The organism is Phreatobacter sp. AB_2022a (assembly GCF_026847585.1).
Taxonomy (GTDB): Bacteria; Pseudomonadota; Alphaproteobacteria; order Rhizobiales; family Phreatobacteraceae; genus Phreatobacter.
This window is the reverse complement of the sequence record NZ_JAPSET010000006.1, coordinates 161,237-175,994: the sequence shown is the minus strand read 5'-3', so window position 1 is coordinate 175,994 and position 14,758 is coordinate 161,237. Positions and strand designations below refer to the sequence as shown.

11 protein-coding genes are annotated in these 14,758 nt (G+C 68.9%); 2 read left to right on the top strand and 9 right to left on the bottom strand.

Annotated elements, in window-relative coordinates:
* Positions 1-292: 292 nt before the first annotated feature.
* Entirely contained in the window at positions 293-1,504 is a 1,212-nt protein-coding gene (gene rocD, locus OZ671_RS06750; RefSeq protein ID WP_268860027.1) for an ornithine--oxo-acid transaminase, read from the top strand.
* A 13-nt stretch (positions 1,505-1,517) separates the two neighbouring features.
* On the opposite strand, the gene OZ671_RS06745 is transcribed toward rocD, so the two are convergent.
* The 3 genes from OZ671_RS06745 to OZ671_RS06735 all read right to left on the bottom strand — a co-directional run bounded on the left by OZ671_RS06745 (position 1,518) and on the right by OZ671_RS06735 (position 5,821).
* On the bottom strand, positions 1,518-1,898 hold the full coding sequence (locus OZ671_RS06745; protein WP_268860026.1) for a c-type cytochrome: 381 nt from the start codon (positions 1,896-1,898) through the stop codon (positions 1,518-1,520).
* 3 nt (positions 1,899-1,901) lie between these two features.
* Positions 1,902-2,894 carry a Vgb family protein gene (locus OZ671_RS06740; RefSeq protein WP_268860025.1) on the bottom strand — a complete coding sequence of 331 codons (993 nt, stop codon included), beginning with the start codon at positions 2,892-2,894 and terminating at the stop codon, positions 1,902-1,904.
* A gap of 86 nt (positions 2,895-2,980) precedes the next feature.
* The gene (locus OZ671_RS06735; protein ID WP_268860024.1) at positions 2,981-5,821 is read right to left on the bottom strand and encodes a bifunctional diguanylate cyclase/phosphodiesterase; all 2,841 of its coding nucleotides are present in this window, start codon (positions 5,819-5,821) and stop codon (positions 2,981-2,983) included.
* A 211-nt stretch (positions 5,822-6,032) separates the two neighbouring features.
* Here OZ671_RS06735 and prfB point away from each other — a divergent pair.
* A protein-coding gene (gene prfB, locus OZ671_RS06730) for a peptide chain release factor 2 (RefSeq protein ID WP_268860023.1) occupies positions 6,033-7,164 on the top strand; the annotation gives its coding sequence in 2 pieces (ribosomal slippage) (positions 6,033-6,101 and positions 6,103-7,164; 1,131 coding nt in all).
* Between the two features lie 54 nt (positions 7,165-7,218).
* Here the strand turns inward: prfB and OZ671_RS06725 are convergent.
* The 6 genes from OZ671_RS06725 to OZ671_RS06700 all read right to left on the bottom strand — a co-directional run bounded on the left by OZ671_RS06725 (position 7,219) and on the right by OZ671_RS06700 (position 14,535).
* A complete protein-coding gene (locus OZ671_RS06725; RefSeq protein WP_268860022.1) occupies positions 7,219-7,938 on the bottom strand; it encodes a DUF1028 domain-containing protein in 720 nt (239 codons plus the stop codon).
* An 11-nt stretch (positions 7,939-7,949) separates the two neighbouring features.
* Positions 7,950-9,593, bottom strand: a complete 1,644-nt coding sequence (locus OZ671_RS06720; protein ID WP_268860021.1) for an ABC transporter substrate-binding protein — start codon at positions 9,591-9,593, stop codon at positions 7,950-7,952.
* A gap of 144 nt (positions 9,594-9,737) precedes the next feature.
* Positions 9,738-11,090, bottom strand: coding sequence for a M23 family metallopeptidase (locus OZ671_RS06715; RefSeq protein ID WP_268860020.1), 1,353 nt, complete (start codon positions 11,088-11,090; stop codon positions 9,738-9,740).
* Between the two features lie 176 nt (positions 11,091-11,266).
* Positions 11,267-12,589 (bottom strand): fumarylacetoacetase, encoded by a 1,323-nt coding sequence (gene fahA / locus OZ671_RS06710; RefSeq protein WP_268860019.1) that lies wholly within the window; start codon positions 12,587-12,589, stop codon positions 11,267-11,269.
* Between the two features lie 8 nt (positions 12,590-12,597).
* Positions 12,598-13,956 carry a homogentisate 1,2-dioxygenase gene (gene hmgA, locus OZ671_RS06705; protein ID WP_038314289.1) on the bottom strand — a complete coding sequence of 453 codons (1,359 nt, stop codon included), beginning with the start codon at positions 13,954-13,956 and terminating at the stop codon, positions 12,598-12,600.
* 114 nt (positions 13,957-14,070) lie between these two features.
* Positions 14,071-14,535 carry a peroxiredoxin gene (locus tag OZ671_RS06700; RefSeq protein ID WP_268860018.1) on the bottom strand — a complete coding sequence of 155 codons (465 nt, stop codon included), beginning with the start codon at positions 14,533-14,535 and terminating at the stop codon, positions 14,071-14,073.
* Between the last annotated feature and the right edge of the window lie 223 nt (positions 14,536-14,758).

Here is a 14,758-nt window from a genome sequence, read left to right as displayed (position 1 = left end):
TCCCTGGATTGGCCGGACAGAAGGCAGGTCGCAGCGCCGTGGCGCTGAAAGGCAAGGGGACGTCTTTTTTGTCGGCGGATCGCGGCGGCGACGGTCGTCGCCACCGGCGTCCGGGGGCTGCTGAAGCAAGGCTGATAGGCTAACCTCGGCGATGCTACGTCGCAGGATCGGCCAAGGCAACGCGCAGCCTCCGCCGGAGCCGGCAGCCAGCCGATCACAATATCGGGCGCACTGGCCGCAGGCGTCGCCGCCGACCATCTGAGAGAGAACAGCCCCTGCAGCGGAGACCGTCATGACCTTGTCGAGCTCGGACCTGATCGCCACGGAACTGCGGCTCGGAGCCCACAACTACCAGCCGCTCGACGTCGTGCTGGCGCGCGGCGAGGGGGTCTATGTCTACGATGTCGATGGCCGGCGCTATCTCGACTGCCTGTCGGCCTATTCGGCGGTCAACCAGGGCCATTGCCACCCGAAGATCCTCGCCGCCATGGTCGATCAGGCTCAGCGGCTGACGCTGACGTCGCGGGCGTTCCGCAACGATCAGCTGGCCCTGTTCTACGAGGAGCTCGCCGCGCTGACCGGCTCGCACAAGATCCTGCCGATGAACAGCGGTGCGGAAGCGGTCGAGACGGCGATCAAGGCGGTGCGCAAATGGGGCTACGAGGTCAAGGGCGTGCCGGCCGGTGCCGCCGAGATCATCGTCTGCGCCAACAATTTCCACGGACGGACGATCGGCATCGTCGGCTTCTCGACGGATCCGACCGCGCATGGCGGCTTCGGGCCATTCGCGCCGGGCTTCCGGATCATCCCCTTCGGCGATGCCGGGGCCCTCGAGCGGGCGATCGGCCCGAACACGGTCGGGTTCCTGGTCGAGCCGATCCAGGGCGAGGCCGGCGTGATCATTCCGCCGGCGGGCTATTTCGCCCGCGTGCGCGAGCTCTGCACGGCGCACAATGTCGTGCTGATCCTCGACGAGATCCAGACCGGGCTCGGCCGCACCGGCCGGCTGCTCGCCGAGCAGCACGAGGGCATCGAGGCCGACGTGACGCTGATCGGCAAGGCGCTGTCGGGCGGCTTCTATCCCGTCTCGGCGGTGCTCTCCAACTCGGAGGTTCTGGGCGTGCTGAAGCCCGGCCAGCACGGCTCCACCTTCGGCGGCAATCCGCTTGCCTGCGCGGTGGCCAGGGCCGCCGTCCGCGTGCTCACCGAGGAGGGCATGATCGACAATGCCGCCGCCCAGGGCGCCTACATGCAGGCGGGCCTTGCGGCGATCCGCTCCAATGTCGTCCGTGAGGTGCGCGGCCGGGGGCTGATGCTGGCGGTCGAGCTGCACCCGGAAGCGGGCGGCGCGCACCGCTTCTGCGACCTGCTCAAGGAGCGTGGCGTCCTCGCCAAGGACACGCACCGCGATACCATCCGCATTGCCCCGCCGCTGATCATCGCCCGCGACCAGGCCGACTGGGCGCTGGAGCAGTTCGCGGCCGTGCTGACGACGGCGGGCTGACGGCGCTCCCCGGTCAGGGCGAGGCGGTGACCAGGAAGGCCGCGAGCGCGGCGCGATCCTCCGCGCGGGCAAGGCCGGGCGGGCTCATCCAGGTGCCGGGAAACATCGCTTCGGGGTCGGCGAGAAAGGTTTCCAGCCTGTCCTTATCCCAGCGCAGGCCCGCCGCGCGCGCCGCCTTCAGCGCGGGCGAATAGTCGAAGCCCGGATCGGAGCCGACCAGACGGCCGCCGAGCCCGGCAAGGTTCGGCCCGGCCGTTCCGGCTGCGCCGGGCGCTTGGCTGTGGCAGGCGCTGCAGGCTTCGAACAGCGCCGCGCCGCGGCCGGGCTCCTGCGCCATGGCCGGCACGAGGACGGCCCGGCCGGTCAACGCAAAGGCAAGAGCCGCCCGGATCATGTCTTAAGCGGCCGTCCGCGTCTGGATCCGCACGAGCCGGTTCTGCCCGGATTCTCCGCCCCAGGCCTCGCCCGGCCGGCCGTCCATCTGGCGCACATTGGCACCAGCCCGGTCGCTCGGGAAGCTGGTGAAGGTTTCGGTCGCAGGATCGAAGCGGACGATGGCATTGGCCGAAAAATCGGTCAGCCAGACCTTGTCCCGATCGTCGACATAGACCGAATAGGTGCGCGGCCGCTCGCCCGGCAGCTTCCAGGTCGCCCAGGTCTTCGCCACCGTGTCATAGGCGGAGACATTGCCGGAATTCCATTCGCTGACCCAGACGCGGTTGCGGCTGTCGGCCCATACCCGCCGGGCCCCCTGGTTGGCGGTGGGCGGCTCCACCACCTCGACCGCGGTCGTCGTCGTGTCGATCCGGCCGATATAGCTGCCGGCGAGCGAGGCGAACCAGATCTCGCCCGACGGCGTGCGGGTCATGCCGTAGGGCCCCCGCCCGCGCGGCGCGTCGAACACGTCCATGCGTGCTGTCTTCGGATCGAACCGGCCATAGATGCCGTTCTGGCCGGTGAACCAGAGCGTGCCCGCTCCGTCGAACACGGCGGTGTTGAGATTGGCATTGGCGCGCGCCGCCGGCAGGCGGAACAGGTCGACCTTCAGCGAGACCGGGTCGACCCGGGCAATGGCATTCTGCCCACCCTCGGTGATCCAGGCTGCGCCCTCGGCGTCGGTGATGACGCCGTGCGGAGCCGCGCCTTCGCCGAGCGGGATGACCTTGAGGCTGCCGTCGGCCGGGTCGAACAGGCCGAGCGTGCCGTTGCGCTGGCCATTGACCCAGACGCGTCCATGGCGCGCGGCCGTGACGTCGCGCGAGCCCTTGATGGCGGGAATATCGAAATAGGTGACCGTGAATGGCGCTTCCTGCGCCGCTGCCCGCCGCGTGACGACGAGCGGGGCGGCGAGGGCGACAAGGCCGAACTGCAGCAACGACCGGCGATGCATGACGCGTCTCCTCGGGCGGTTGAGCCTTGGGAGGCACGATAGGGCTTCGAGCGCGGCTGTAAATCCACAGCCGCGTGAACGTTCGCTCAGGTCGCGGCAACCTCTTTTGCTTCCGCCGCCGGGGCGGGCGCCAGCGGCGGGCTGTGAATGCCGAACGTATTGCGGATGATATCGACGAACTCGGCATGCGGCTGGGGCCGGCCGAGCAGGTAGCCCTGGGCCTCGTCGCAGCCTTCGACATGCAACAGCGACAACTGGTCCTGGGTCTCGACGCCCTCCGCCAGCACCGGCACCTCCAGGCTGCGGCCGAGCGCGAGGATCGCGCGGATGATCGCCTTGGCCTGCGGGCTCGTCTCTACCTCGGTCATGAAGGTGCGGTCGAGCTTGATCTTGTCGAACGGGAAGGAGCGCAGGGTGTCGAGCGACGAATAGCCCGTGCCGAAATCGTCGATGGCGATGGTCACGCCGAGCGCCTTGATCTGGCGCAGCACGTGCAGGGCCCGAACCTTGTCGGCGATGATGGTCGTCTCGGTGATTTCCAGTTCCAGGAGATGCGGCTTCAGGCCGGTATCGTCGAGCACCTGGCGCACCAGGGCGACGAGGTCGACATGACCGATCTGCACCGGCGACAGGTTCACTGCGATCTTGCATGGGTGCAGCCAGGTGGCGGCTTCGGCGCAGGCCGTGCGCAGGACCCATTCTCCGAGCGGCACGATGGCGCCGCATTCCTCGGCGATCGGGATGAATTCGCTCGGTGGCACCGTGCCCCGTTCGGGATGATGCCAGCGCAGCAGGACCTCGTAGCCGACGGTCTTGCCGGTCGAAACCGACTTCTGCACCTGGTAGGCGAGGCTGAACTGGTTGCGCTCGAGGCCGAGCCAGAGGTCCTTGGCGAGCGCCCGGCGCGAGCGTGCGGCCTCGTCCATGCGCGCTTCGTAATAGCAGATCGCCTGGTTGACCCCGCTCTTCGCACGGTACATGGCGAGGTCGGCATTGTTGACCAGGATCTCGCGCGCCGTGCCGTCGTCAGGGAAGAGCGCGACGCCGATGCTGGCGCCCGGCACGATGTCGAATTCGGCGCGGGTGATGTGGCTGAACAGGCAGCGTTCGAGCCGCTCGAGGAAATCGACGAGGTCCGCCTGGTAGCGGTAGGTCTTCACCGCCGCGAACTCGTCGCCGCCGAAGCGGGCGACGAATTCGCCCTCGCCGAGGGCCTCCTGCATGCGCAGCGACAGGATCTGCAGCACCTCGTCGCCGGTCGCGTGGCCGTGGATGTCGTTGATCTCCTTGAAGCGGTCGAGGTCGATGCCGACCACCGCCGCCTTCTCACCGGCCCGGGCGGCCCGTTCCAGCTCCTGGTCCAGATGATCGTTGAAATAGGCGCGGTTCGGCAGGCCGGTCAGCGCGTCGTGGCGCGCCATATGGGCGATCTTCTGCTCGGAGCGGCGGCGATCGGTGATGTCCTCGAAGGTGGTGACGAACGAGCCGTCGGCCGCGGTGCGATGCGCGATCGAGATGGACCGTCCTGTGCCGAACTCCTCCACCACCGCATGGCCGTTGCGGCTCGCGATCAGGTCGCGGTGGCGCAGATACATGCGCTGTGCCTCCTCGGCGCTGCCGCCCGAGGCGCCGACGATCCGCTCCAGCAGGTCGCGGAACGACGTGCCGGTCGCAAGATCGCCGGCGGCGAGGCCGAACAGCTCGGCGAGCCGGCCGTTGGTCAGGACCAGCTCGCCGGCCGGCGCGAACAGACAGAGACCCTGGCTCATGTTGGACAGCGCGAGATCCAGCGTGCGGCTGACCTCGCGGATGCGGTCTGCGTCGGCCTTCTCGCGCGTGCAGTCGCGGATGATCTGGGCGAAGCCGACGAAGTCACCGGTATCGTCGCGAATGGCGTCGATGGCGATATGGGCCCAGAAGCGCGAGCCGTCCTTGCGCAGGCGCCAGCCTTCCTCCTCGTGTCGGCCGGTGGTCGCGGCCGTGGCGAGCGCAGCCTCGGGAGCCTCGGCGGTGCGGTCGGCAGCCGTGTAGAAGCGCGAGATATGGGCGCCGACAATGTCGTCCGCTGCATGGCCCAGCATGCGCTGGGCGCCGCCGTTCCAGTTGGCGACGCAGCCTTTGCGGTCGATCATGAAGATCGCATAGTCGTTGACGCCGTCGACGAGCAGGCCGAACCGTCTTTCGCTCGCCTGCCGCTCGGCCAGCGCCAGCCGGGCGATGCGCGCGACGACGAGCGCACCGCCGATGAGGGCGATCGCCGCGACCGCCAGTGAGTAGGCCATGGTCTGCGGATCGACGATCGAGGCGGCGATGTTGCGGCCGGGGTCCGGAACCACGGTGACCGCGCCCATCGCCGTGAAATGCATGAGGCAGATGGCCAGCGTCATCAGCAGCGTCGCGGCGAGGTCGCCGCCGCTGCCCCGATGCCGGCGCGCCACCATCAGCGCCAGCGCGCCGAACAGCGCGGCGAGCGTCAGCGACGCCGCGACCAGGTCGGGCGCCCAGACGATCCGCGCCGGCATTTCCAGTGCTGCCATGCCGAGATAGTGCATGGTGCTGACGCCGATGCCGACCAGGGCGCCGCCGGCCGGCGCGGCATATCGCGTCCGCCAGCCGAGCGCCAGCGCGAGGCCGCTCATGGTCAGGACGATGGCGACCGCGAGCGAGAGGACTGTCAGGCCGAGATCGTAGCCGGCGACGACGCCCGGATCGTAGGCCAGCATGGCGACGAAATGAGTCGACCAGATGCCGAAGCCCGCGGCACAGCCGGCAACCGCGATCCAGACCAGCCGCTGCCCCCGCTTGGCGCCGGCCGCCTGGCGGCCGGTGGCGATGAAACAGTAGCTGGAAATGAAGCAGATGGTCGCGGCAACGGCGACCAGCGACCAGTTGTGGTCGTAGGCAAGGCAGGACAGGACGCGGAACATTGCCACCCTCAGCTCAATGTTCGCTCCGTAAGGTAAGGTTCCTAACGAACCGTGTTTCCGTGCCGCGAAATGTGGGTGCTTTCCCGTGTAGGGAAGGTGGTCGGGGCGGGGCGTATTCTTGCCGCGGCCGGCAAGCGTGACGCATTGACAGCGGGCGCTTCCTGACTAGGGTGCGCGCTCCCTATCGTTTGCAACCCCAGAGGACAGCGCCATGCGTGCCGACATCGTCGCCAGCGCCGAGGCCATCAAGGAGTCGGTCGGACTCCTGAGGAGGCATCTTTGACTGGGATGTCGCCCAGAAACGCCTTGCGGAGCTGAACGCTCTCGCCGAGAGCAACGATCTCTGGAATGACCCTGACCGGGCCCAGAAGGTCATGCAGGAGCGCAATGCGCTCGACGGGCGGATGACCGCGCTGACGACGATCGAGCGCGATCTTTCCGACAATCTGGAGCTCGCCGAGCTCGCCGAGGCGGAAGACGACGCGGCGACGCTGGAGGAGGCCGCCAAGGCGCTTGCCGACACCAGCGCCAAGGCGCAGCGTCTGCAGCTCGAGGCGCTCCTGTCGGGCGAGGCCGACGCCAACGACACCTACCTGGAAATCCATGCCGGCTCGGGCGGTACCGAGAGCCAGGACTGGGCGCTCATGCTCATGCGCATGTATACGCGCTGGGCCGAGCGGCGCGGCTTCAAGGTCGAGGTGGTCGAAGAAAGCGAAGGCGAAGAGGCCGGCATCAAGTCGACCACGCTCCTGATCAAGGGGCACAATGCCTATGGCTGGCTGAAGACCGAAGCGGGCGTGCACCGCCTGGTGCGTATCTCGCCCTTCGATTCGAATGCCCGCCGGCACACCTCCTTCGCGGCGGCGACGGTCTATCCGGTCATCGACGACAAGATCGACATCCAGATCAACGAGGCCGACGTGCGCGTCGACACGATGCGGTCGGGCGGCGCGGGCGGCCAGCACGTCAACAAGACCGAATCGGCGGTTCGGCTTGTGCACAATCCGACCGGCATCATGGTGGTGAGCCAGGGCTCGCGCTCGCAGCACGCCAACCGGGCCGTGGCCTGGCAGATGCTGCGCGCCAAGCTCTACGAGCGCGAGCTGAAGATCCGCGAGGAGGCGGCCGCGGCCGATTTCTCCGCCAAGACCGATATCGGCTGGGGTCACCAGATCCGCTCCTACGTGCTGCAGCCCTATCAGCTCGTGAAGGACCTGCGCACCGGCAAGACCTCGGGCGTGCCGTCCGAGGTGCTCGACGGCGACCTCGACGGCTTCATGGAAGCGACGCTCGCCATGCGCGCCTATGGGACCAAGGCCGGCGACACCGACGACGTCGAATGAGGCTCGCCGGCCCCGCCGCACGCGGGACCGGCCGCCCCTCGCGCGACGTTCGGATCAGCGCCTGAACCGCAGGTCCGAGCCTGCGGCGATCCATGCCGCCTCCATGACGTCGAGGTCGGTGCAGCCCGACGGGTTCGCCCGCGTCGGCGCCCAGCCTTTGCGGGCGCCGAAATGCTCGCGCCAGAGCCCGAGCAGCCTTTCGAGCTCGCCGAGCGGGGCGCCATGATCGTCGACCCGGATGTCGAGATCGGGGAAGTCCTCGGTCGTGACGAGCTTCATGGCCGCCGACTGCCGGCCGCGCCGGTCGCCGCCGGCGGCTTCGCCGGCCTGCATGGCCGCCATCAGCCGTTCCGGCAGGGCGAGCCCGCGCGATGCCGCGAAAGCATCGAAACAATCGGCGACGACGGCTGCGCCGGCGAGCATGTTGCCGGCGACCGAGACGTGCGCCGCTGTGCGCTCGCCGCACCATTCGACGCAATGGCGGCCGGTGAAGGCGGCGGCACGCCCCTGGGCGTCGACCGCATGGACCTGGCGCAGGCCGCGCCCGTCATCGCGGCCGAGCGCCCGCTCGATCGCCTCGGCCGGGTCGAGCCCGGCTTCGAGCCCGTCGAGCACCGCGGGCCCCAGATAGCGGTTGGTCATCGACTGGGTCGAGACGGCGCCGACACCGGCCCGCACGAAAGGGCAGCTCGCCCCGACGGCGAGGGAGCGGGTCGCCACCGCGACGGCGAAGGCGCCGCTGTCCGGATCGTGGGCAACGATCGACCAGGTCATCCTGCGTCCTCCTAGCGCTTTTCGACGTTCCACAGCGCCAGGTTGGAAGCGGCGAGCAGGCCCGAAATGTTGCGGCGATAGGCTGTCGGCTGGAGATATTGGCCGAGCTGGACGTGGGTGGGATAGACGGCGGCCCGCCGCTGCACCGCTTCGGCGAGCGCCTTCTGTTTCTCCGGGTCGGCCTCGCGGGCAAAGGCGTCGCGCAGCCGCTGCAACTCGGCATCGCAGGGCCAGCCGAAGGTGGCCCGCTCGCAGGAGGCGTTCAGGAAGGCGGTCGCGGCCGGATCGAGCACGTCGATCGACCCCCAGGAGGTGAGGAAGATGCTCCAGCCGCCGGCGGCGGGCGCGTCCTTCCGGGCCCGCCGCGTGACCAGCGTCTGCCAGTCCATCGCCTGCAGGTCGACCCTGAAGCCCGCCCGTTCCATCAGGGCCTTGGCGACCGGCGCGAGATTGGCGAGCGAGGCGACGTCGGTCGACTGCATGAGCACGACCGGCGTGCCGTCATAGCCGGCCTCCTGCAAGAGGGCACGGGCCCGGGCGAAATTGCTTTCCAGCCGATCCTCGAAGCCGGCCGTGGTCGCCAGCGGCGAGCCGCACGGAAACAGCGACTTGCAGGTGACGAAATAGCGGGCATCGCCGATCGTCGCCTCCAGGAAGTCGCGCTGGTTCAGCGCATGGACGACGGCCTGGCGAATGCGCGGGTCGTCGAACGGCTTGTGCAGCACATTGAAGCGCAGCGCATACTGGCGGCCCATCGGCGCCAGCACCTTGAGCGCGACGTTCGGGTCCTTTTCCAGCAATGGCAGGAGATCGTGCGGCGGCGCCTCGACGATGTCGATCTCGCCCTGCAGCAGCGCGCTGACCTGGGTTTGGGCATCCGAGATCCAGATCCACTCGACCCGGTCGACCCTCACCACCTTGCCCCCGGCCATGCCGGACGGCGGTTCGGCGCGCGGACGATAGCGCGGATTGCGGATGTAGACCGCCCGTTCGCCCGGCTTCCACTGGTCCCGCACGAAGATGAACGGACCGGAGCCGATCGTTTCGGTAATCTGCGTGTTGGGATCGGTCTCGGCGATCCGCTTCGGCATCATGAACGGCACGCTCGAGGAGACCTTGCCGAGCGTCGACAGCACCAGCCCATAGGGCTCCTTCAGCCGGAGCGTGAAGGTCTTCGCATCGACCGCGGCGAGTTCGGCCGTCTTTTCCATGAGCGTCTGGCCGAGGCCGTCGCGGGCGCCCCAGCGCCGGAGCGAGGCGACGCAGTCCTCCGCCGTGACCGGCTGGCCGTCATGCCATTCGAGGCCGTCGCGCAAGGTGAAGGTGTAGGTCAGCTTGTCGTCGCTGACGCTCCAGCGATCGACCATTTGCGGGCGCACGCTCATGGTCTCGTCGAGCGCGAACAGCGTGTCGTAGACCATGAAGCCGTGGTAGGTCGTGATCAGCGCCGTGGTCCAGATCGGATCGACGATCTTGAGATCGGAATGGAGCGCGATCCGGAGCGTGGACTGGGCGGCCGCCATGCGCGGAGCCATGGCGAGCAGCAGGCCCGCGACCATGGCGAGATTGGCCGCCCAGCATCGGACGAAGCCGCACCAATGCATCGAAAAGGAGAGGCGCGGGCCGTGCCCGCTCGCAGAACCGACATCAGGCATGGTCTTCCCCCGCTTTTTTGGCCCGTGCGGGCCGTGATGCGCCGGCGGGCAGGCGCCGACGTTAGCGAGGGGAGGTCCCGACGGCAACGCGCCGCGACGAGCGCGCGACGGACCGAAGCGGGCGAGGCCTTGGAGCGGCCGGAATTACTCGGCGCTTGCGAGGCGCAGCCCGGCCCGCAGGAACTTGAGCGGGTCGACCGGCTCGCCGTTGACGCGGGTCTCGTAGTGCAGGTGCGGGCCGGTCGAGCGCCCGGTCGAGCCGACCCGGCCGACGCGTTGATTGACCGTGACCGTGTCGCCGACGCTGACGTCGATGCGCGAGAGATGGGCATAGCGCGTGGCGATGCCATTGCCGTGGTCGACCTCGACCATCAGGCCATAGCCGCCCATGGAGCCGGCATGGGTGACCTTGCCGGCGGCCGTGGCGCGCGCCGGCTCGCCGGTCGCCGCGCGGAAATCGATGCCGGAATGCAGCGCCCATGTGCGCAGGAACGGATCGAGCCGCGGCCCGAAGCCGGAGGACTGTTCGAGATCGCCGGCATGGGGCCGGCCGAGCGGAATGCTGGCGGCGAGCTGGTTCAGCCGCTCATGATCGCGCATCACCGCCTGCAGCCGGACGACCTGCCGCTCGAACGGCGTGCCGGTGGCGGTCGGCGGCGCGATCGGCAGATAGGGGCCGCCGGTGCCGCCGGCGGCGCGTGCGGCCGGCGCGGCCAGCCGGCCCTGGTCCAGGCCGAGATCGGCGAGAACGGTGCGGATCCGGCGGGCCTGCCGCTCGGTGCGCGTTTCCAGCGTCTGCAGCTCGGCCTGCTGGGCGAGCTCGATCTGCTCGAGCGAGCGCTCGACCTTGGCCATGGCGGCATCGCGCCCGGCGCTGGTGCTGGCCATGGCGGCGGCCGGAATGGGCGCCGATGCGGCCGCGATCTCGAACGGCTGCGGCCGGGATTCGAGCCGGGACTGCCGCTCGACCGGCGGGGCGAGGCGCAAGGTGTCGCCGGCAGGCAGCGGCCGGGCCTCGGGCAGGGGCGGCGACAGCGGCACCGTGCCGGCGGATGGGCGCGGCCGGACCGGGGCCGAGGCGGAGATCGCCTGCACGATCGACTGGCGGCTTTCCAGAAGCGACTGGCGCTCGACGATCTGCTCGATGCGGCGCTCGACCTCGCTCTGGTCGACGAGCTGGCGGCTGGTGAAGCGGTCGAGCTGGCCTTTGAGCTCGCGGATCCGGTCCTCGTAGGCATATTGCATGGCCGCCTGGCGGTTCATCAGGCCCCCGAGGATGTCGTCCTTGAAGACCAGGTAGCTGGCGGTGGCCGCGCCCCAGACCCCGAGCGCCAGAGTCAGCGCGCTCAGCGAGCCGCAGGCGAGATAGGAGAGGGAGGCAGTCTTCAGGCCGCTGCGCCCGCGCCAGACGAAGGTGACGGCGCCTTTCGGGATGGCGGCCCGCCGCTGTGCGTCGGGTGCGGCCTGCGCGTGGTCGATACGGCTGCTCTGTGACATAGGCGAACGATTCCGTACGCGAACGAGACGAGCCATTACCGCCGATTAAGGTTAACGAACCGTACAAATCACGGCGCTGCCCTGCTGTTTCCCGGCCCCGCGAGGCGAAAAAGGCCTGCGAAAACAAGAAGGGCCGGCATCGGGCCGGCCCTTCGTGGCGTTGGTCACGGCATCGCTCAGCGCGCCGGCAGGATCGTTGCGCGGCAGGAGCCGAAGCCGATCGACGCGAAGCCACCCCGGCGCGCCCGCGCGGTGAAGATCACCTCGTCGCCGTCGGCCAGGAAGCGTCGCTCCTCGCCGGACGCGAGGCGGATCGGCTCGCGGCCGCCGTCGGTCGTTTCCAGGATGCTGCCGCTCGCCCCGCGGGTCGGCCCCGAGATCGTGCCGGAGCCGAGGAGGTCGCCCGGCTGCAGATTGCAGCCGCCGCTGGTGTGATGGGCGATCATCTGCGCGACCGTCCAGTACATGTGGCGCGTGTTCGAGAGCGCGAGACGATGCGGCGGCAGGCCCTTGTCCTTCAGGCCCTCGGTGCTGATCAGCACTTCGAGCTCGATATCGAACGCACCGGCCGCCGCGTCGCCCGCATCGGTGAGATAGGGCAGGGGCGCCGGGTCGCCGGCCGGACGCGGCGGCTGCGCCATGCGGAACGGCGCCAACGCCTCGGGCGTGATCACCCAGGGCGAGATGGAGCTTGCGAAGTTCTTGGCGAGGAACGGGCCGAGCGGCTGGTATTCCCAGGCCTGGATATCGCGGGCGGACCAGTCGTTGAGGAGGCAGAAGCCGGCGACGTGATCGCCGGCGCTGCCGACGGGCACCGGCTCGCCGAGGTCGTTGCCCGTTCCGATCCAGACGCCGAGCTCGAGCTCGTAGTCGAGCCGCTGGCTCGGCCCGAAGACCGGCGCCGTGGCGCCCGGCGGCATGATCTGGCCCTTCGGCCGGCGCACCGGCACCCCCGAGGCGACGATCGAGGAGGCCCGGCCGTGATAGCCGATCGGCACGTGCTTGTAGTTCGGCAGCAGCGGATTGTCGGGCCGGAACAGCTTGCCGACATGGGTCGCGTGATGAATGCCGACATAGAAGTCGGTGTAGTCGCCGATCCGGGCCGGCCGATGCAGCGCGACGGTGGCGGCGGCCTGCAGCAGGCCCTCGGCCTTGGACCGGTCCGGACTGTCGGCGCTCAGGATCTCCGACAGGCGCCGGCGCAGGGCCTGGCGCGGGCCGCGGCCGAGCGCAAACAGCGCATTGAGGTCGCTGCCATTGGCCGCCTGCGCCGCCTCCTCGGCGTCGCCGGCGAACAGCCCGGCGGCGAGCGCCGCCGGCAGGTCCAGGATCTCGTCGCCGATGGCGACGCCCGCGCGGGGCGCGCCGCCCGGCGGGCTGAATATGCCGAGCGGCAGGTTCTGGATCGGGAAGTCGGCATGGCCGTTGGCCGATGCGACCCAGCTCGTGCGGGCTGGATCGTGGCTTTGGTCGAGATCGGCCGGGAGCTGTGCGGGCATCTGTGAACTCACGGACGGCTGGGGTCGAAATGTTTGGTCAGCTTGTGACCGTAGCCGCCATAGTCCTGCTGCAGGGCGCCGGAATTGGCCGCGAAGGCGCTGACGCGCTGCGGGAACCGCGTCTCGAACATGAAGGCCAGCGTGTTCTCCAGCTTGTGCGGCTTCAGTTCCGCGTTGCTCGCCCGCTCGAAGGCGTCGCGGTCCGGCCCATGCGGCAGCATGGTGTTGTGCAGCGACGCGCCGCCCGGCACGAAGCCGCCGCCGGTCTTGGCGTCGTACTGCCCGTAGACCAGCCCCATGAACTCGCTCATCACGTTCATGTGGTACCAGGGCGGCCGGAACGTGTTCTCGGCCACCAGCCAGCGGTCGGAGAACAGCACGAAATCGATATTGGCCGTGCCCGGCGTCTCCGAGGGCGAGGTGAGCACCGTGAAGATCGACGGGTCGGCATGGTCGAACAGCACCGGGCCGACCGGCGAGTAGCGGCGGAGGTCATACTTGTAGGGTGCGTAGTTGCCATGCCAGGCGACGACGTCGAGCGGCGACTGGCCGATATCGGCGGCCCACAGGTTGCCGCCCCATTTGACATACAGGCGGGAGGGCACCTCGCGGTCCTCGTAGGCCGCGACGGGGGTGAGGAAATCGCGCGGATTAGCCATGCAGTTGGCGCCGATCGGACCGCGCTCCGGCATGGTGAAGGCGCCGCCATAGTTCTCGCAGATATAGCCGCGGGCGGGGCCGTCCTTCAGTTCGACGCGGATCTTGACGCCGCGCGGGATGATCGCGATCTCGCCCGGCTCGATGTCGATGATGCCGAACTCGGTCGCAAGGCGCAGCGAGCCCTGCTGCGGCACGAACAGCATCTCGCCGTCGCAATTGTAGAAATATTCGTCCGCCATCGAGCGGGTGATCAGATAGACATGCGCGCCCATGCCGGCCTGCGCGCCGGCATCGCCGGCCGTGGTCAGCGTGCGCATGCCCTCGATGAAGCTGAGCGGTTCCGACGGAATTGGGATCGGGTCCCAGCGCAGCGGCGCGATCGGCATGTCGACTTCCGGCGCCGGTGCCGTCCGCCACAGGCCGATATCGACCTTCTTGAACTGACCCCAGTGCCCGACCGTCGGCCGGATCCGATAGAGCCACGACCGCTCGTTGGTGGTGCGCGGGGCGGTAAACGGGGAGCCGCTGAGCTGTTCGGCGTAGAGGCCGTAGGCGCATTGCTGCGGCGAGTTCCGCCCGAGCGGCAGCGCGCCGGGCAGCGCCTCCGTTTCGAAGCCGTTGCCGAAGCCGGACATGTAGCCGGCCTGGATGGCGCTCTCGGGGGCCGTTTGCCGGCCGGCGAGGGTCTGAGCGCTCTGGATGTTCATGTGCGCGTCCTCCGAAAAATCAGTTTCATATGTAACTAATAGTTCGTGCTCTGGCAATGCGGCGGAGCGCCCGCCGGCGAAAAGTTCGGCAGCGTCCGATGCCGGAGCGCGGGGCTACAGGTCCCGCGCGGCCGCCAGCACGTCCTCGGCATGGCCCTTGACCCGGACCTTCGGCCAGATCCGCGCGATCCGCCCGTCGGCGCCGATCAGCACGGTGGTCCTGATGATGCCCATGAAAGTATGGCCATACATGGATTTCTCGGCCCAGACGCCATAGGCCTCGAGCGTATCGAGCGTCTCGTCGGAGGCGAGCTGTACGGCGAGGCCGTGTTTGCTCTGGAACCTATCGATGGCCTTGATCGGGTCGTGCGAAATGCCGACGACCGTGGTGCCGGCCTTGTCGAATTCGCCCTTCAGGCGGGTGAAGTCCTGGGCTTCGAGCGTACAGGCCTCGGTATTGGCCTTGGGGTAGAAATAGACGACGACCTTGCGGCCGCGCAGGCCCGAGAGGCTGATAGTGCCGCCATGGGCCGTGGGCAGCGTGAAATCCGGGGCGGGATCGCCGGGCGCAAGCGCCATGATGCCTTCCTTTTGTCTGGTTTATGGGCGAATTTGAGCGACAAGGTTCCGAGGCGCCCCGTCCGAGCCCGAAAACCGACCCTTGGCAAGGCCGAGGGTTGCCGCTGGCCGACGAATGGGTGAAGGACCGATTGCCTCTGGTCCGCGCTTGCGATTCGTGGCCAAGGTTCGGTTAACAAGCCGTGGGCAGAATGAAGCATCCGGCGCGCCCGCGCCATATCTG